The following is a 17,835-nucleotide window of genomic DNA, read 5'->3' as shown; positions in this document are numbered from 1 at the left end:
AGCCGTGCGGCGCAAGCTGGGGACCTTCTGGACATCACCCCATCACCTTTATTCAATACGTTGGGGCCGGTACTGTCTGTCCGCAGGCCTTCGGCCCGTCGCCTCGACAGACGGCGAGTCTGCCTTCGCCGACGTGCCTGCGCCCTGCGAACAGACAGTGCCGGTGACGCCTGCGTAGACTTGTTCAGCACACCCTTAACCGCACAAAACGTATCGGAAAACGCTGATGGATATGCCGCAAGTTCGCCCTGTTTCCCAGTTGCAACAAGCGTTTGCCCAGCTTCGCGACGAGTTGCAGCAAAGCATCATCGGGCAGCCGCATCTGATCGAATGCCTGCTGGTGGCTCTGTTGGCGGATGGGCATTTGCTGGTCGAGGGGGCGCCCGGGCTGGCAAAAACCACGGCGGTGAAGGCGCTGGCCGGCTTTATCGATGCGGATTTTCACCGCGTGCAGTTCACGCCGGATCTGTTGCCGGCCGATCTCACCGGTACGGACATTTTTCGCCCGCAGGCGGGCAGCTTCGAGTTCGAGCGGGGCCCGCTCTTTCACAACATCGTGCTGGCCGACGAAATCAATCGTGCGCCGGCCAAGGTGCAGTCCGCCTTGCTGGAGGCGATGGCCGAGCGGCAGATCACGGTCGGCCGCAGCACTTGGCGCCTGCCCGAATTGTTCATGGTCATGGCGACCCAGAATCCGATCGAGCAAGAGGGCACGTTCGCCTTGCCCGAAGCACAGCTCGATCGCTTCGTCATGCACGTGACGATCGGCTACCCCGACGCCGCAGCGGAACTTGCCATCCTTCGGCTTGCGCGTGAACAGGCTCAGCGCAGCCTGCATCCGCAGTCCGCGCGCGTGGCTACGCTCAGCCAGTCGGACGTCTTTGCCGCACGCGATGCCGTATTGGCCGTGCACATGGCGCCGGCACTCGAGGAATACATCACGCAGCTGGTGCTGGCGTCGCGCGATGCGGGCCGCTATGGCCCCGAACTGAAGCGATGGATCGCGTGGGGCGGCAGCCCGCGCGCCACCATTGCGCTGGACCGGTGCGCCCGTGCCCGTGCCTGGCTGGCCGGGCGCGACTATGTGCTGCCCGAAGACGTGCATGCGATCGCGCACGAAGTACTGCGACATCGCATCTTGCTGAGCTACGAGGCCGAAGCCGAAGGTATACGCAGCGATCGGGTGATCGCGCGCCTCCTGGATCTCGTGCCGCTACCGTGAGTGCCGTGGTGTCGCAACGCATCGATGGCGACGGACGCGTCAGCGTGTCGCTGGCCGAATTGATCGCGATGCGCGCGCGCGTCGCCAAACTCGCCGTGCCGAGGCAGGAAACGCGCACGTCGCGATCGGGTCAGCAATCGAGCCGTCTGCACGGACGCGGCATGGACTACGCCGAGTCGCGTATCTATCAGCCCGGCGATGATGTACGCCGGCTCGACTGGCGGCTGACCGCCCGCAGCGGCAAGCTGCATACCAAGCTTTTTCAGGAAGAGCGCGAGGGGCGGTTGTTGATCCTGATCGACAACAATGCCTGCATGCATTTCGGCACGCGTGTGCGCTTTAAGTCGGTACAGGCGGCGCGCGCCGCAGCCTTGGCCGCGTGGTATGCGATACGCGGTGGCGACCGCGTGGGGGCGATAAGCTTCGGACAAGGCGAACAGATGTTGAGGCCGCAGGGCGGTCCGCGTGGCGCTTTGGCGGTCTGCGGTGCCTTGGCCGAGTGGGATCGGCGTGGCGCCGAAGGGACAGGCGAAGAATCGTTGACGGATGCGTTGGTGCGCGCGCGTCGATTGAGTCATGGCGCAAGCCGCGTGTTGATTATCAGCGACGGCTGGCACGGTGATGTCGAGTTACGAGGACGCCTGCTCGACCTGGCTCGCTACGCCGAAGTCGGCATGCTGGTCGTTGCCGATCCGCTCGAGTCGACGCTGGCGCCCACGGGGCGCTATCCGCTGGAGTACGACGGCAAGCGCATCGAAGTGGTGCTCGAAGCCGAGCGGCAACAACGCGAATTTCAGAACAAACTTGGCCTGGGTCAGGCACGCCTGAGCCAACTGGCTCGTACGCTCGGTCTGCGTTGTCGCACGGTGGATACGACGGCCGACCCCTTCGATGCTGTCGTTGCCATGCTGGGCCCGGGCAAGAGGGCCGCATGATGACGTTGCAGCAGGCGCCGGAAGGTCCGCAGCTTCGCGATATCCATCTGCCGCCATCGCCGTCGTGGTGGCCGCTTGCGCCTGGCTGGTGGGGGCTGGCTGTGCTGGTCCTGCTGGTCCTTTTGCTAGGCGTCTGGTGGTGGCGCCAAAGTAGCCGTCGACGCAAGAGCCACCGGCAGATACTGGCCCAGATCGACGACGTTGCGGCCCGCCATGCTGGTGACGCGGCAGCCTTTGCCGCCGGCATGCATCGCCTGTTGCGCCAGACCGTGCGCCTGTACGACGCTCATAGCGTGCATGCACGCGGTGCAGCCTGGCGCGCCGCATTGGCGCAGGTAGCGGTCGACGACACGACGCTGGATCGGCTGATGAGCCTGGATGCGGCGATGTATCGCCCCGGCGCGGCACTGGACGAGACTGCCGTCACCGCCGCCATGCATCGATGGCTGGCGCGCGCGTTGCGCAAGCGCGGTGTCGAGCACGCGCGAAGGGAGCCACGGCATGTCTGAGTTCGCCTGGCCATGGGTTGCGCTGGTGCTGCCGTTGCCGTGGCTGTTGCGGCTTGCCCTGCGTGCGGCCGGCATTGGTCAGGCGATGCGCCTGCCTTATCCCGGGCTTCAGCTCGCCAGCACATCAATGCAATTGCCGCAACGTGGCCGGATGGTGTTGTTTGCGCTGGCCTGGATCTGCCTGGTGGTTGCCGCGATGCGACCGCAGTGGATCGGGCCGCCGCAAGCGCAGCAACACAGCGGGCGCGCCATGATGCTGGCTGTGGATCTTTCCGGCAGCATGCGCACCGATGACATGAGGCTCGCGGGCCATTCGGTCAGTCGTTTCGGCGCGGTCGAGGCGATCGCCGGCGATTTCATTTCTCGTCGCAGCGGTGATGAACTGGGCCTGGTGCTGTTCGGTAGCAACGCATTCCTGGTGACACCTCTGACCTACGATCTCGGTGCCGTGCGCGCACAACTCGAAGGCGCGCGTGTCGGTCTTGCCGGTACCGAAACGGCCATCGGCGATGCCATCGCCGTCGCGACAAAACGTCTCGCGGCGTTACCGGAGCAGGCTCGCGTCCTGGTTCTGTTGACCGATGGCGTAAACAACGCCGGCAGCATCGCGCCGGTCGAAGCCGCGCGCGCGGCCAAGGCGGTCGGTGTCCGTGTCTACACCATCGGCATCGGTGCGACGCAGATGAGCGTGCCGGATTTCTTCGGATCGCGCGTGATCAATCCATCGGCCGATCTGGACGAGGACATGTTGCGCTCTATTGCCGATGGAACCGGGGGGCGCTACTTCCGTGCGACCGACACGCGCGCACTGACCGATGCCTATCGCGCGATCGATGCGTTGGAACCCATGCCCCAGCAGGGGCCGAGTCTGCGACCGCGCCACGAGCGGTTTCGCTGGCCATTGCTTGCCGCACTACTGCTGGGCATCCTCGCCGTGCTGCCTCGGCTGTTGTCGCCACCGAGGGTGTCGGCATGATGGAAGCGTTGCGACAGTTTCATTTTCTACAGCCGCTGTGGCTGCTGGGCCTGCTGGCCTTGCCGTTGTTCGTGCCGTTTGCCCTGCGCGACCCGGCGCGGCAGGCACTCTCGCGACTGGCCGATCCCCAATTGCTGCCGCATCTCCTGAGTGGACAGGCAAGCCGGCGTACGCTGCCGATCGGCCTTGGTGCGGCCGCGTGGAGTCTATGCATGCTGGCCATGGCCGGGCCGACCTGGAACCGCATGGCCGAGCCCTTGTTTGCCAATCGTGCCGCACAGGTCGTGGCGATTTCCCTGTCGCAGCATATGCTGGTGCGCGACGTCACGCCGAGCCGGCTCGAACGCGCGCGTTACAAGGCGCAGGATTTGCTGAACGCAAACCGGCAGGGCCTGAACGGACTGGTCGCTTATGCCGGCGAAGCCTTCACCGTTGCGCCGCTGACTACCGATGAGCACAGCTTGACCGACCTGCTCGCCGCGCTGTCCCCCGACACGATGCCCGTCGACGGCAATAACGCCGCTCAGGCGATCGATCGAGCGGTAGAGATGATCCAGCGGGCGAAGGTCAGAGGCGGGTCGCTCGTGCTGATGACCGATCAGGCCGATGCATCGGCACTGGCTGCCGCCCGCCGTGCACACAATGCAGGCGTCGATGTATCGGTGCTGGGCTTCGGCACGCCGCAAGGCGGCCCCATGGAGCAGGCCGAGGGCGGCTTCGTGCGCGATGCCCAGGGCAATATGGATATGGCCAGGCGCGACGACGCACAGCTCGGCGCACTGGCCGCGGCCGGCGGTGGACGCTATGTCGTCATGAGCGACGGCGATGCGGATGTCCGCGCATTGAGCGGCGAGCTCAAGGTGGATCATGCGCCGATTCTTGCCGATGGTCTTTCTGGCGATACGTGGCAGGACCGGGGGCCGTGGCTGCTCTTGCTGCTACTGCCGATCGCCGCCTTGCTGTTCCGCCGGGGCTGGCTGATGGTGCTGCCTTTGCTCTGCGTGCCGCTGCTGCCGGGCAATGCACAGGCGCACGGCTGGGACGATCTCTGGCGTCGCCCGGATCAGCAGGCTGCGCAGGCCTTGCAGCAGGGCCAGGCGAAGCAGGCACGGCAGGTCGCAAAGGATCCTGCGTGGCGCGGTGCGGCCGCCTATCGGGATGGCGACTACGCTGCGGCGGCCGATGCCTGGAAAGACGCGTCCGGTGCCGATGGCCAGTACAACCTGGGCAATGCGCTTGCCCGCAACGGAAAATATCAGGACGCGATCGACGCTTATGATCGCGCCCTCAAGCTCGATGCCTCGCATGCGGACGCCAAAGCCAACCGTGATGCGGTCGAAGCATGGTTGCGCAAACAGCCACCGCAGAATCAGCAGCAACCGGACAAGGACAAGTCGAGCAAGCCTGCCGCAGGGGACAACAAGAACCAGGAACAGCCATCGTCATCGAAGGGCGACGACAAGTCTTCCGAGTCGAAGCAGAAACAGCAGCAGGGTGAATCGCAACAGGATCAGGGACAGGATGCCGAGCACGGCGGTACCTCGGGCAAGGACCAGCCCAAGGACAAGCCCGAGCAGAACGCTGCCGGCCAAGGCGAAACCAAGCCGGAGACGGCAAAGGAAAAGGCCGAACAGCAGGCACGCGAAGAACAGGCACGCCAGGCCTTGAAGCAGCAGATGGACAAAAGCCTGCAAGACAAGGGCGAGCGCAAGCCCGATGCACCGAAGAGCCACGATCTGGGTGCGGTTGCCGACGACGATCCGCAAGCGAAAATGCCCGCCGACCTGCGTCGCGCGATGCAACGCGTACCGGACGATCCCGGCGCGCTGCTGCGGCGCAAGTTCGAACTGGAATACCGGGAGCGCCACGGCGCCTCCACGGAGGATGAGCAACAGTGAAAAGGACGCTTCGCACGTGGCTCTGCGGCCTGTTCCTGCTGGCGCTTTCCTTGCCGACATGGGCCGCGTCCATACAGGCCACTCTGGACCACGATCGCGTACAGCTAGGTGAGATCGTTACGCTCAATATCCGCATCCCGGGCATCTCCGCCCCGCAGTCGGTCGATTTCGACCAGCTGGTGTCGGACTTCGATGTACTGAACTCGTCGACTCACGCCAGCTTGAGCCTTGTCAACGGCCATCCGGAAGCGGAATTGACGATCGGTCTGGTCTTGCGGCCGAAACATGCCGGCGATTTGACGATTCCGGCGCTGCGTGTCGGTAGCCAGTACACCTCGCCGATCCAGCTCGAGGTCGATGAGCCCGATCCGGTAGCGGCCCCCAGCAACCGTAAAAACGTCTATCTGGAAGCATCCGTCGAGCCGGCCAAAGGCTATGTCGGGCAGCAGTTGCAGTATGTGCTTCGCCTTTACTTTGCTACGAGCCTGAGTGCCGGTGCACTGGATGACCCGCAGGCCGATGGGGCGGGTTTTCAACGCCTGGGCAACGATCTCAATTACGAGGCCGACCAGGGCGGGCGGCACTATCACGTGATCGAGCGGCGCTATGCGCTGGTTCCGCAGCGTGCCGGCAAGTTGGTGATACCGCCCGTGCAGTTTCAGGGCGAGTCGGTCGATATGAACGACCCGGACACCTTCTTTCCCAACTCGCAGCCGGTCGCTGCATCGACACCGTCGGTGACGGTGAACGTATTGGGCGTTCCCGACAATGCCGACAAGCAGACCTGGCTTCCGGTGCGCGATCTCAAGCTCACTGCCGAAGGCCTTCCTGATGGCGGCGACATGCATGTCGGGCAGCCACTCAATCTGACCATGCTGCTGCAGGCGACGGGGGCCTCGTACGACTCGCTCCCCGCTCCGAGCCTGCCGCCGATCGATGGCGCCAACGTCTATCCGGACAAGCCGCTCAATGGCACCCGTTCCGATGGCACGTCGCTGGTCGGTCGTCGTCAGCAGAGCTTCGCGATTATCCCCAGTCGGCCCGGCACGCTGGTGATCCCGGAAATTACCGTTCATTGGTGGAATGTGCTTACCGGCCAGCCCGAAGTCGCGCGATTGCCGGAGCGGCGCTTTACGGTGTTGCCGGCGGTGGCACAGCCGGCCGCGGCGTCATCGGTGAGGTCGACTGCTCCAGTTGCGGCAGTCGTCGATAAAACGGCTTCTCCGACGACTGGCGTGCCTTGGCGTTGGATTGCGCTGGCGAGTCTCGCCTTGTGGCTGCTGAGCATGCTGATCTGGTGGTTGCGTCGTCGTGCTGTCGCTTCCGAGGCGAGCGCCCGGGCAAACAAGGCGCTTACCACGCCGCGTCAGCTTCGCGCGGCGTTTATCGCCACAGCCCAGGGCGGCGATGCCGCGAAACAGGCGCATGCCCTGATGGCCTGGGCCAAGGCCGAGCGTCCTGCGTTGCAGAACCTTGGCGACTTGGCTGACGAACTGGACTCGGCCGCACAGCGTGAAGCGATTGCCGCGCTGCAACGGCGTCGCTATGCAGCCCATGGAACGACGAATTCCGCCGCGGAATTGGCAACCTGTTTTAGTCGCGGTTTTGTCTGGAAAACGTTGGCGCCACAGTCATCCACGAATGGCTTGCCCTCGCTTTACCCATTCGACGTGCATGGCGATGACAAGCGCCCATCCCCTCAGGACTGAAGCGCGTCGGCCTGGACCGCGCGCCATACGGTTGCCATGCGTGCGTCGAAGCAACACAGGGTGACGCTGATCGGCGGTTCGTCGCTCAGGCCGTGTACGGCCGACAGCGCGACCCGTGCCGCCCGGTGGGGTGGGTAGCCGTAGACGCCACAACTGATCGCCGGGAAGGCGATCGAGGTAAGGCCGACTTCGCGCGCCAGTGCGATGCTCCGGCGATAACAGCTGGCCAGGGCATCCGCCTCGCCCTGGCCGCCGCCTTGCCAGATGGGGCCGACGGCATGAATGACATGGCGAGCCGGCAAGTTGAAGCCCGGCGTCATGCGCACCTCGCCGGTAGGGCACCGAATGCCGGGCGCCACTTCCGGGATACGACGACAGGCTTCGAGCAGTGCCGGGCCGGCGGCGCGATGAATGGCGCCATCCACACCGCCCCCGCCAAGCAGGCCCGGATTGGCGGCGTTGACGATGGCATCGACCTCCAGTTGAGTAATGTCGGCTATAACGATGTCCATAAACATGGATGTGCATCCTCCCGGCCACCAGCCTATGCTTGGGCTGTGGCCCATGAACTGACCTGAGATATCGATTGCATGGCGAAAACGGAAGATATTTCCTTCGGCTACCTGCTCAACGACGTGACCTTGCTATTTCGCAAGCACTTTGATCGTCGTGCCGTGAAATTCGGTCTGACCCGTGCGCAATGGCGGGCGACCAAGATGCTCTATCACCGTGAGGGTCTGCGTCAGACCGAGCTGGCCGAATATCTGGAAATGGAACCCATCGCCGTAGGGCGCGTCATCGATCGCCTGCAGACAGCCGGCTTCGTCGAGCGGCGTCCGGACCCGAAAGACCGGCGAGCGTGGCGTCTTTACCCCACCGAGCAGGCGCGTGCCGTGATTGCCGATATGGAAGACATCGCACGTGGCCTGCGCCGGGATGCCACGCAGGGCATCGCGTTGGAGGAAATGGAGCAATGCATGGCAGTGATCAACCGGATCAAGGAAAACCTGCAGGCGCTGGACCAGCCCGCTCCGGCTGACGATAACTAGATCGCTTCTGCAGACGATCGTAAGGAATTTGCGCCAGACTGACGCGGGGCTGACGGAAACGGGTGCCTCGAACCAGTGCCATTAGTCCCGGTCAATAGTCGCTTTTTTACCGGCATAGTCTGGTTTTTCCAGCACTTAGATGTGCACGAAAAGTGAATTGATGCGTTGTAATCAACTCATTGCATTCTTTCCGATTAACGGCCTTATCGGGCCTGCGAAGCCAAGTTCTCATGCCCTGGAAAAAATTTGCGTTGATCCTGGCGGTCGTGGCGGTTTGCGCGCTGGGTTTTCATTTCGTCCGCAGCGGTAAGGGGGCGGGAAAGAGCGATTCCCATGCCGGTGTCAAGGCCGCGCAGGCGGTGCCGGTCAAGGTCGCCCGTGCCGTCCAGGGCGATCTCGACCTGTCGATCAAGGTAGTGGGCCGGGTCGAGGCCTGGTCGACGGTGACCTTGCAGCCGCGCGTTTCCGGTCAGCTGCAGCAACTGGCCTTTGCGCCGGGCGCACATGTGCGTAAGGGCGACTTGCTGGTACAGATCGATCCCAGCCTGCTCAAGGCCCAGCTCGATCAGGCGCGCGGCATGGTGGCGCGCGATCAGGCCCAGTTGGTCAAGGCACAGGCGGACTTGAGCCGTTATACCGACCTGCTGGCCAAGAACTTCGTCTCGCGCTCCGATTTCGATACGTTCAAAGCCAACCTGGGGGTCGCCAAGGCCACCTTGCAGAGCGATCAGGCGGCGGCCGAGCTCGCTCAGACCCAGCTCGATTACACACGGATCGTCGCGCCATTCGATGCGGTGGCCGGTTCGCCGCTGGTATGGCCCGGCGCGCAGCTCTCCGCAAACAGCACGAATATCGTGGTGCTCAACCAGATCGAGCCGGTGCGCGTGGCCTTCAATATCCCCGAAGATGCGCTCGCCGCGGTGCGCGCGGGCATGTTGCGCGGGGACGTGCCGGTGCAGGCGCAGGTCCCGGGCGACAAGACGGTGCCCTTGCAAGGCAAGATGGATTTCGTCGACAACGCGGTCGATACGACCACCGGCACGATCGTGCTCAAGGGACGTTTCGAGAATCACGATCTGCAATTGACGCCGGGGCAGTTCGTCCAGGTGAACCTGCCGACGACGCATTTGAGCAATGTGGTCAGCGTGCCGGTGGAAGCGTTGCAAAGCTCCTCCAAGGGTAGCTTCGTTTTCATCGTCGGAGCCGATAACAAGGTACAGCAGCGCTATATCACCACCGGCACGATCAGCGGTCAGCATGCGGTGATCGACAAGGGCGTAAGCGCAGGCGAAACCGTGGTGATCGACGGTCAGATGCTGTTGGTGGATGGCGCCACGGTGCAGGTCGCCAAGGACAGCTGACGCGATGAATCTGCCCGAACTGTGCATCCGTCGACCGGTCATGACCACGCTGCTGATGGCGGCGCTGGTGGTGTTCGGTGTCGCGGCGTACCCGCGACTGCCGGTCAACGAATTACCCAACGTCGACTTTCCGACCATCAGTATTTCGGCCAGCCTGCCGGGTGCCGCGCCCGAGACCATGGCGTCGGCAGTCGCGACCCCGCTCGAAGCGCAGCTGTCGACGATCGCCGGCATCAGCTCGATGAATTCGACCAGTGCGCTCGGGACCACCTCGATCACGCTGACCTTCGAGCTGGATCGCAGCATCGATGGCGCCGCACAGGATGTGCAATCGGCGATCTCGGCAGCACAGCGCCAGCTGCCCACGGACATGCCCACGCCGCCCACCTTCCGCAAGGTGAACCCGGCTGATGCGCCCATCCTTTATCTGGCGATGACATCCGCGACCCTGCCGATGTCGCAGATCGACGAATACGCCGAAACGCAGCTGGCGCAGCGTCTGTCGATGGTCGATGGCGTGGCGCAGGTGAGCGTGTACGGCTCGCAGAAATATGCCGTGCGCATCGACGTCAATCCTGATCGCCTTGCTTCGGCGGGCATCGGTATCGATGAAGTACAGACGGCTATCGCCAACGCCAATACCAATCAGGCAACGGGCTCGCTTTACGGCAACCGCCAGCAGTTGCCGATCCGCAACGATGGCCAGCTGATGCGTGCGTTGCCGTATAACGACATCGTCGTCGCCTACCGCAACGGTGCGCCGGTGCGCCTGGGCGATGTCGGTCGCGCCTATGACAGCGTGCAGAGCGACCAGACCGCGAGCTGGTTCAATGGCGAGCGTGCCGTCACGCTGGCGATCCAGCGCCAGCCCGGCGCCAATACGGTCGAAACAGTCGACCGCATCAAGGAGCTGCTGCCCGGCTTTACCGCAGGCCTGCCACCCTCGGTCAAGCTGGCCACGCTGTACGATCGCTCCGATTCGATCCGCGCTTCGGTCGATGACGTGCAATTCACCCTGCTGTTGGCCGGCGTGCTGGTCGTGCTGGTGATCTATCTGTTCCTGGGCAATCTGTCGGCCACGCTCGTGCCGGCGCTGGCCCTGCCGATTTCGGTCGTCGGTACGTTTGGCATCATGTACGCCCTGGGTTACAGCCTCGACAATCTTTCGCTGCTGTCATTGACGCTTGCGGTCGGTTTCGTGGTCGACGACGCGATCGTGATGCTGGAAAACGTGATCCGCCATATGGAGGCGGGCGAGCAGCCTTACGAGGCTGCGGTGAAAGGCGCGACCGAAATCGGTTTCACCATTTTCTCGATGACCTTGTCGCTGGTGGCGGTGTTTATACCGGTGATGTTCATGGGCGGCATCATCGGTCGCCTGTTCCACGAGTTCGCCGTCACCATCAGCGTCGCCATCGGGCTGTCGGGTTTTATCGCGATCACCCTGACGCCGATGCTGTGCAGCCGTTTTATCAAGGCGCACGACCACACCAAGAAAAACTGGCTGATCGCCGGCTTCGACCGTGGCTTCAACGCCGTTACCAACGGTTATACGAGCTCGCTGCGCTGGTGCATGAATCGCCCGCGGATGGTGATGCTCGGTTTCGTGATAAGCCTGGGCGTGACCGGTTTGCTGTTCTATATCACGCCCAAGGACTTCATCCCGGCCGGCGACAGCGGGCAGTTGCGCATCAACACCGAAGGCCCGGAAGACGTCTCGTTCGACGAAATGGTCGCGCGCCAGCAGGTGCTTGCCGATATCGTCGGCAAGGATCCGAATATCGAGGCCTACATGTCCTCGGTGGGCGCGGGCGGCTCGCGGGCCACGATCAACAACGGCTCGATGCTGCTCAAGCTCAAGCCGGCCAGCGAGCGTGAGCTCGACCCCGACGGCATCATCCAGGAGCTGCGGCGCAAGTTCGCCAAGATCGTGGGCATTCGTGCTTACCTGCAGAATCCTCCGTCGATCCAGGTCGGTGGCCGCCAGTCCAAGGCGCAATATCAGTACACATTGCAATCGGGCGACCTGGACGAGCTTTATGGCTGGGCCGGCAAGGTCACCTCCGCATTCGCTGAATTACCGGGTTTCCAGGACGTCACCAACGACCTGGATCTCAACAGCCCGTCGATTTTCGTGAGCGTCAATCGCGATCGTCTTGCGCCGCTGGGCCTGACCATGGCGCAGGTGCAGCTCGCGCTGGGTACGGCGTTCGGCGAGAACCAGATTTCGACGATCTACGGCACGGCGACGCAGTACTGGGTGATTCTGCAGGTGGACCGCCCGATGCAGAACAATGCCGATGTGTTGGCCAAGCTCTATGTCACGTCCAACACCGGCAAGCTGATTCCGCTCAACACCGTCGCCAGCTTCCAGCGCAAACCGCAGGTGCTGACCGTCAACCATCAGGGCCAGCTACCGGCGGTGACGGTATCGTTCAATCTCGCGCCCGGCGTCAGCCTCAGCGAAGCGGTCGGCGAGATCGACGGCGCGATGGTCAAGATGGGGCTGCCAGCTACCATCACCGGCAGCGTGCAGGGCACCGCGCAGGCGTTCCAGGATTCGATGCAGGGCATGGGCCTGCTGCTTCTGCTGGCGGTGTTCGTGATCTATCTGGTGCTGGGTATTTTGTACGAAAGTTTTATCCACCCCTTGACGATTCTTTCGGGCTTGCCGGCCGCTGCCGTGGGTGCGCTGCTTACGTTGGTGATCTTTCACGCATCGCTCGACTTGTTCGCCTTCGTCGGCATCGTGATGCTGATCGGCATCGTGAAAAAGAACGCGATCATGATGATCGACTTTGCGCTGGAGCGTCAGTCGCATGGCGATATTTCACCGGCCGATGCGATCTTCGAAGCCTGCCGCGTGCGATTCCGCCCGATCATGATGACGACGATGGCGGCGTTTGCCGGTACGTTGCCGATCGCGATGGGCATCGGTGCGGGTGCGGAGACACGCCGACCGCTCGGTCTGGCGGTAGTGGGCGGCTTGTTGGTATCGCAGATCCTGACGCTGTACCTGACGCCGGTGATCTATCTGTATCTGGATCGGTTGCAGACGCGTTTGTCGAGGAAGAAGGGCGTGACGATCGGGGCCGCGCACTAGGTCGAAAGCATGCTTGCCGCTACCGAGGCAAGCATGCCTTAGTGGATCATCTCGCGCCTGCTGGCGCGCCAGCGCGTAGTTGGTCGATTGCCAGCGTGACCTGCGCAATGCCACTGGCCTGCGAGTGCGCCGCGTCGGCGATCTGCGCAACGCGCTGGTTCACCTCGGCCGCCGAAGCGACAATCGCATGCATGGCGTCTCCGGCCTGGCGAGCGCGTTGGCTGCCATCGGCCAGCGAATCGATCGCGTTCTGCACCAGATCGCGTATTTCCTTGGCCGACTGCGCGCTGCGTTGAGCCAGCGCGCGCACTTCCTGCGCGACCACGCCGAATCCCTTGCCTTGTTCGCCCGCATGCGCCGCTTCCACGGCAGCATTGATCGCCAGGATATTGGTCTGGAACGCGATGGAATCCATCACGCCGATGATCTCGGCCATGCTTTGTGCGCGCTGATTGATGTGGCTGATGGTATCGACCAACTGATCGACCATCGAGCCGCCGGTGCTGGCGCTGCTGCTGGCCTCGTGCGCCAGCCGGTTGGCGCTCTGGGCTTGCCCGGCGATGGCGGGAACCGTATCGGACAAGGAGCCCAGCGCGCTCTGCAAAGCTTGCACGGCACGCGTTTGCTCGGTGACGTCGGTGGCGTATTTCACCACCTTGAATGGCCGTCCATCCATGTCGAAGATCGGGTTGTAACTCGCCTGAATCCAGACGCTGCCTCCGCCGCGACGAACGCGCCGGAACAGTCCGGCGTTGTACTCACCTTGCCGCAAGCGTTGCCAGAACTGGCAATAGGCTTCGCTTTCGCGTTCGTCGGGGTCGACAAAAAGCCGGTGGTGTCGTCCGATGACGTCCTCACGCCGATAACCGAGCGCAGCGAGAAAATTATCGTTTGCATCGAGAATGATGCCGTCCAGATCGAAACTGATCACCGCCTGCGCCCGATCGATCGCCGCCAGGCGGCCTTCCATATCCGCGGCTTTCAGGCGTTCCTCAGTCACGTCGATCGCATGCTTGATGACTTTGGCGGGCCGGCCGAATGCATCGAAAATTGCGCTATAGCTGCCTTGGATCCACACCTCACGGCCGCCTTTGGCGACGCGTTTGTAGACGCCGCTTTGCGATTCGCCCGCGCCGAGTTTGCGCCAGAACGCCAGATACTCCTCGCTATCGCGCTGCGCAGATTCGACAAACATCCGGTGATGCTGGCCGATGATTTCATCGCGGGTGTAGCCGAGGGCGTCCAGGAAGTTGTCGTTCGCCGCGACGATCGTGCCGTCGAGCGTGAATTCGATGATCGCCTGCGCTTTATGTAATGCATCGATCTGGCTCTGCAACTGCGCGCGCGAATGACGATGCCGTGCGCGCGGATAAAACCTTGCCATGAGCTGTTTCATAACGGTCCCCGAAGTGGCAACAGATAGCGTGAGATTCTCTGTAACCCATCGGCCCCCTGTGGCCTCAGGTCGTACGGTTGGCAAAAAACCAACCGTTCGTTTCCTTGTATCGACCAGGGTTGTCACCCGCTTAAGTGCGCCCGGACGTTAATGAGGCGTACCGCACATTTTTTGTGCAGGCGCAAAAAAAAGGAGGCCAAAGGCCTCCTTTTGTATTCACTGCATACAGTGCTCAGTCTTCAGCGCCGTCCTTTGCGAATGCGCCGGGCGCGGAGCCGAAGTCACCTTCCGCCTGCGCAGCCATATATGAGAAGGCGGCATACACGGCGACGTTCTGCGCCAGCTCGCGCGGATCGATCTTGTCCAGCGTGTCGTTGGCGTTGTGGTGGTAGTCGAAGTAGTACGTGCCGTCCTGGGTCAGCGAGAGCGCGGCCATGCCCTTGCCGTGCATCTGCGACAGATCCGAGCCGCCGCCACCCGGGCGCTTGGTGTCATACGCTACGCCGATGGGTTGAAGCACCTTGGCGATCTGCTCGATCGCGCCGCGTGCTTCGGGCTTGACGCTCGCACTCATGCGCCACACCTTGCCCGAGCCGAAATCGGACTCGGTACCGAGCTGGTGCTTGCCCGCTTCGGCAGCATGCTTATCGGCATAGGCGCGACCGCCCCACAAGCCCATTTCCTCGTTGGCGAACGCAATCACGCGGATCGTGCGGTCGGGGCGCTGCGGCAGATCGTGAATCAGCTTGCCCGCCGCCATGGCAATGGCTACGCCCGCGCCGTCGTCGATCGCGCCGGTGCCCGGATCCCAGGAGTCCAGATGCCCGCCGATGGCGACAACCTGGTCGGGATACTTCTTGCCGGTGATCTCGCCGATCACGTTCGCGCCGGTGTAGCTGCCGTTGAAACCCACGTCGAGATCGAGTTTGACGCTCACCGGCTTGCCATAGCCAAGAATCCGCTCGAGCTGGTCGGCATCGGGGTTGGACAGTGCAGCGGCGGGAATCGCATCTTTCGGATCGGTAAATCCAGTGACGCCGGTGTGCGGCGTACGGCTATGCTCGTCGGTACCGGCCGAGCGCAACAGATAAGCTGCGGCGCCGAGCTTGGATGCGATCACCGGGCCCTGCGTACGCACGGCCGAGCCCATGCCGTAGTCGTGGCCATCCTTCTGGCGGTGCATGCGATAGCCGATATAGACAATCTTGCCCTTTACCGACGCAGGGTCGGCCTTCTTGAGTGCATCGAGGCTGTCGAACTTGACCACGTCGGCAGTCAGGCCGCCCTTGGGCGTACCGGCCGAGTAGCCGAGCGCGATCAGCGACAGCGGCTGAGGGAACGGCGCAACGATCGCGGCGTGCTCGCTGTGACGCTCCCATAGCGGGTAGGTGACCGTCTCGGTATAGACCTTGTCGAAACCCAGTTCCTTGAACTTGGCGATCGCCCATTCGCGGCCACGCTGATCGGCCGGGCTGCCGGCCAGGCGCGGACCGACTTCGGTGGTCAGGGATTCGACGATCTTGTAGCCGGTGTCATCGGCCATCGCCTTGTCGCGCAACTGGGTGACCGTCTGCACGGCGCTGGCGGGAATGACGGTATTCTTCGTGGCGGCACCGGCTACGCCGGTAGCCAGCAACAGGCTGGCGGTAAGCAAACTCAAACGAAGACTGCGCATTGGGGACCCCTCGGTGGAAACAGCGATTATCGCGCCGTGGGGTTTGGCCGCTTAGGCCGGAAGTCATGGATAGGGCGACAAACGAGTTGAAAGGAGTGAGAAAAGAGCAGGGCAGGCTCACTCTCTCTTCTCACTCCGGATCACTCACTACTAGCTCTTCTGCTTGAGCAAATCGCGAATCTCGGTCAACAGCACGACATCGGCAGCCGGCGGAGCAGCCACTTCTTCGCGGCGAGTGACGCGATTGATGAACTTGACCACGAGAAAGATCGCGAAGGCGATGATCACGAACTGGATCAACGTATTGATGAAGGCGCCGTACTGCACGGCGACCTCGGCGACCTTGTGTGCCGGATTGCTGGTGTCGGCCGGGCGGATGACCCACTTCAGGTCCGAGAAATCGATGCCTCCGGTGATCCAGCCGATCGGCGGCATGATGATCTGGTCGACAAGCGAGGTGACGATCTTGCCGAATGCGCCGCCGATCACGACACCGACCGCCAGGTCGATGACGTTTCCGCGCATGGCGAAAGTCTTGAACTCTTGCAGCATGCCCATGTGCTTTCCCTCGTTATTGGTCGGATAACGCGAACGACTTTAGCGCAGGGGTGGGCAGGTGGCGAGCAAGGAATGGTGAAGAACGATCGTGGCTACACCGGTCGGCTCGACACCGACCGGCAAGATCTTGCCGTGTCGCCTAGACAACCTTGCCGTCGAGCGTGGCAATGCCTTCCAGCTCGGCATGAAAGCTGTCACCACGCTGCAGCGCAGCGACGCCGGCAGGGGTGCCGGTGAAGATCAGATCGCCGGCTTTCAGTTCGAACAGCTTGGACAGCGCGGCGATGATCTCGCCCACGTTATGCACCATGTCACCGAGCGTTGCCTGCTGGCGCACGCTGCCATTGATGGTCAATCGCAGCACCGTGTCGGCGTCCAGTTTGGCCTGCGCGGCCGGTACCAGCGCCGAAACAGGGGCCGAATGGTCGAATCCCTTGGCCACGTCCCAAGGATGGCTCTTGGCCTTGGCCACCGCCTGCAGGTCGCGTCGGGTCAGGTCCAGGCCCACGCCATAGCCCCAGATCAGCGCCTGGGCCTGGTCGGCCGCTATGTCCTTGCCGCCACTACCCAGGGCAACCACCATTTCCACCTCGTGGTGCAGGTCGGAGGTGGCCTGCGGGTAGGGCACCGGGCCGCCATCGGTTACCACGGCGTCGGCGGGCTTGCAGAAGAACATTGGCGTTTCCTTGTCGATGGTCGCGCCCATCTCGCGGGCGTGATCGGCGTAATTACGGCCGATACAGAACACGCGACGGATCGGAAAACGCTGTTCGCTGCCATGGATGGGCAGGCTGACGGTCGGGCTGGGGGCGATGGCATAGTTCATGGCCGAAAGATTAGCAGTTCCGGACCGGTCGGGAGCCCTGATTACAAAGCAATCCAGCTATGAACGTGCTGACATCTAAGGTTGGCGCTTGCGAAAAACAATGTCGAAATCCGGCTGCCATGTCTTGCCGCCGTCCCGTGATTGGATGGCGGTTTCGCGTACGCCGTCACCGACTTCTTCCCAGCTCACGTGGTGCAGCGTTTCGCCCTTGTCGTCGATGGTGCTGCCGCTGAGCACGATCTGCTTTCCTTGCCGTGTGCCTTCGGCCACCAGCAACTCGCCTTCGTTGGAAACCCAGCTCTGGTGCCAGCGCTTGCGTGCACTGTCATAGATGGTGAAGCTTTCTCCGGTATAGCCGTCGGTGCGTGTATACACCTCATGCAACACGCAGCCACCGAGAATCGAGGTCACCTGGTTACGCGCGACCGACGCGGTGCTGGTTTTGCCGATGCGAAAGGTGTCCCAATCACCAAGCCAGAAGTCGAACTCATGGTGAGCTGCGTCTGTGCATGAACGAGAGGGCGTGGTGGCATGAATGTCGCCCGCATACCCCGAGCAGGCCACGAGGGCCATCAGCGTCACAGGCCATAGCGCACGCAACATCGGAGTTCTCCAGTG

15 protein-coding genes are annotated in these 17,835 nt (G+C 62.9%); 9 read left to right on the top strand and 6 right to left on the bottom strand.

What is annotated here, in order from left to right; genetic code table 11:
• Positions 1-226 precede the first annotated feature (226 nt).
• From ACZ6WW_RS08485 to ACZ6WW_RS08460, 6 genes are read left to right on the top strand one after another with little or no spacing between them, the layout of a single operon-like run.
• A complete protein-coding gene (locus ACZ6WW_RS08485; RefSeq protein WP_281850477.1) occupies positions 227-1,222 on the top strand; it encodes an AAA family ATPase in 996 nt (331 codons plus the stop codon).
• Positions 1,219-2,157, top strand: coding sequence for a DUF58 domain-containing protein (locus tag ACZ6WW_RS08480; protein ID WP_465273814.1), 939 nt, complete (start codon positions 1,219-1,221; stop codon positions 2,155-2,157). Before ACZ6WW_RS08485 ends, ACZ6WW_RS08480 begins: the two co-directional genes overlap by 4 nt.
• On the top strand, positions 2,154-2,666 hold the full coding sequence (locus ACZ6WW_RS08475; RefSeq protein WP_465273813.1) for a DUF4381 domain-containing protein: 513 nt from the start codon (positions 2,154-2,156) through the stop codon (positions 2,664-2,666). Before ACZ6WW_RS08480 ends, ACZ6WW_RS08475 begins: the two co-directional genes overlap by 4 nt.
• Entirely contained in the window at positions 2,659-3,642 is a 984-nt protein-coding gene (locus tag ACZ6WW_RS08470; RefSeq protein ID WP_465273812.1) for a VWA domain-containing protein, read from the top strand. Before ACZ6WW_RS08475 ends, ACZ6WW_RS08470 begins: the two co-directional genes overlap by 8 nt.
• Positions 3,639-5,540 (top strand): VWA domain-containing protein, encoded by a 1,902-nt coding sequence (locus ACZ6WW_RS08465; protein WP_465273811.1) that lies wholly within the window; start codon positions 3,639-3,641, stop codon positions 5,538-5,540. Before ACZ6WW_RS08470 ends, ACZ6WW_RS08465 begins: the two co-directional genes overlap by 4 nt.
• On the top strand, positions 5,537-7,249 hold the full coding sequence (locus tag ACZ6WW_RS08460) for a BatD family protein (RefSeq protein ID WP_465273810.1): 1,713 nt from the start codon (positions 5,537-5,539) through the stop codon (positions 7,247-7,249). The genes ACZ6WW_RS08465 and ACZ6WW_RS08460 overlap by 4 nt, the downstream gene beginning before the upstream one ends.
• Here ACZ6WW_RS08460 and ACZ6WW_RS08455 read toward each other — a convergent pair.
• Entirely contained in the window at positions 7,240-7,767 is a 528-nt protein-coding gene (locus tag ACZ6WW_RS08455; protein ID WP_465273809.1) for an O-acetyl-ADP-ribose deacetylase, read from the bottom strand. The two genes, ACZ6WW_RS08460 and ACZ6WW_RS08455, sit on opposite strands and share 10 nt — an antisense overlap.
• Before the next feature lie 72 nt (positions 7,768-7,839).
• Between ACZ6WW_RS08455 and ACZ6WW_RS08450 the strand changes: the two genes are divergently transcribed.
• The 3 genes from ACZ6WW_RS08450 (at position 7,840) to ACZ6WW_RS08440 (ending at position 12,762) form a co-directional block, all read left to right on the top strand.
• Positions 7,840-8,298, top strand: a complete 459-nt coding sequence (locus ACZ6WW_RS08450) for a MarR family winged helix-turn-helix transcriptional regulator (protein WP_465273808.1) — start codon at positions 7,840-7,842, stop codon at positions 8,296-8,298.
• A 230-nt stretch (positions 8,299-8,528) separates the two neighbouring features.
• On the top strand, positions 8,529-9,659 hold the full coding sequence (locus ACZ6WW_RS08445) for an efflux RND transporter periplasmic adaptor subunit (protein WP_465273807.1): 1,131 nt from the start codon (positions 8,529-8,531) through the stop codon (positions 9,657-9,659).
• Positions 9,660-9,663: 4 nt separating this feature from the next.
• On the top strand, positions 9,664-12,762 hold the full coding sequence (locus ACZ6WW_RS08440; RefSeq protein WP_465273806.1) for an efflux RND transporter permease subunit: 3,099 nt from the start codon (positions 9,664-9,666) through the stop codon (positions 12,760-12,762).
• 46 nt (positions 12,763-12,808) lie between these two features.
• Here ACZ6WW_RS08440 and ACZ6WW_RS08435 read toward each other — a convergent pair whose 3' ends face one another.
• The 5 genes from ACZ6WW_RS08435 to ACZ6WW_RS08415 form a co-directional block, all read right to left on the bottom strand.
• On the bottom strand, positions 12,809-14,146 hold the full coding sequence (locus tag ACZ6WW_RS08435; RefSeq protein WP_465273805.1) for a methyl-accepting chemotaxis protein: 1,338 nt from the start codon (positions 14,144-14,146) through the stop codon (positions 12,809-12,811).
• Positions 14,147-14,390: 244 nt separating this feature from the next.
• Complete coding sequence (locus tag ACZ6WW_RS08430; protein ID WP_465273804.1) at positions 14,391-15,833, bottom strand: M20/M25/M40 family metallo-hydrolase; 1,443 nt, start codon at positions 15,831-15,833, stop codon at positions 14,391-14,393.
• 150 nt (positions 15,834-15,983) lie between these two features.
• Positions 15,984-16,391: a large-conductance mechanosensitive channel protein MscL gene (gene mscL, locus ACZ6WW_RS08425; RefSeq protein ID WP_281850465.1), complete on the bottom strand. Its 408-nt coding sequence runs from the start codon at positions 16,389-16,391 to the stop codon at positions 15,984-15,986.
• 139 nt (positions 16,392-16,530) lie between these two features.
• A complete protein-coding gene (locus ACZ6WW_RS08420; protein WP_465273803.1) occupies positions 16,531-17,217 on the bottom strand; it encodes a fumarylacetoacetate hydrolase family protein in 687 nt (228 codons plus the stop codon).
• 75 nt (positions 17,218-17,292) lie between these two features.
• Positions 17,293-17,820 (bottom strand): hypothetical protein, encoded by a 528-nt coding sequence (locus ACZ6WW_RS08415; protein ID WP_465273802.1) that lies wholly within the window; start codon positions 17,818-17,820, stop codon positions 17,293-17,295.
• Positions 17,821-17,835: the final 15 nt, after the last annotated feature.

This window comes from Dyella sp. NPDC103356 (assembly GCF_055584465.1).
The sequence above is the reverse complement of the archived record's forward strand: the minus strand, read 5'-3'. Positions and strand labels throughout refer to the sequence as shown.

Coding starts and splice junctions, on each gene's coding strand:
- ACZ6WW_RS08420 (WP_465273803.1), bottom strand. CDS start 17,217: ATGAACTATGCCATCGCCCCCAGCCCGACCGTCAGCCTGCCCATCCAT.
- ACZ6WW_RS08475 (WP_465273813.1), top strand. CDS start 2,154: ATGATGACGTTGCAGCAGGCGCCGGAAGGTCCGCAGCTTCGCGATATC.
- ACZ6WW_RS08435 (WP_465273805.1), bottom strand. CDS start 14,146: ATGGCAAGGTTTTATCCGCGCGCACGGCATCGTCATTCGCGCGCGCAG.
- ACZ6WW_RS08450 (WP_465273808.1), top strand. CDS start 7,840: ATGGCGAAAACGGAAGATATTTCCTTCGGCTACCTGCTCAACGACGTG.
- ACZ6WW_RS08445 (WP_465273807.1), top strand. CDS start 8,529: ATGCCCTGGAAAAAATTTGCGTTGATCCTGGCGGTCGTGGCGGTTTGC.
- ACZ6WW_RS08440 (WP_465273806.1), top strand. CDS start 9,664: ATGAATCTGCCCGAACTGTGCATCCGTCGACCGGTCATGACCACGCTG.
- ACZ6WW_RS08430 (WP_465273804.1), bottom strand. CDS start 15,833: ATGCGCAGTCTTCGTTTGAGTTTGCTTACCGCCAGCCTGTTGCTGGCT.
- ACZ6WW_RS08455 (WP_465273809.1), bottom strand. CDS start 7,767: ATGTTTATGGACATCGTTATAGCCGACATTACTCAACTGGAGGTCGAT.
- ACZ6WW_RS08485 (WP_281850477.1), top strand. CDS start 227: ATGGATATGCCGCAAGTTCGCCCTGTTTCCCAGTTGCAACAAGCGTTT.
- ACZ6WW_RS08470 (WP_465273812.1), top strand. CDS start 2,659: ATGTCTGAGTTCGCCTGGCCATGGGTTGCGCTGGTGCTGCCGTTGCCG.
- ACZ6WW_RS08415 (WP_465273802.1), bottom strand. CDS start 17,820: ATGTTGCGTGCGCTATGGCCTGTGACGCTGATGGCCCTCGTGGCCTGC.
- mscL (WP_281850465.1), bottom strand. CDS start 16,391: ATGGGCATGCTGCAAGAGTTCAAGACTTTCGCCATGCGCGGAAACGTC.
- ACZ6WW_RS08465 (WP_465273811.1), top strand. CDS start 3,639: ATGATGGAAGCGTTGCGACAGTTTCATTTTCTACAGCCGCTGTGGCTG.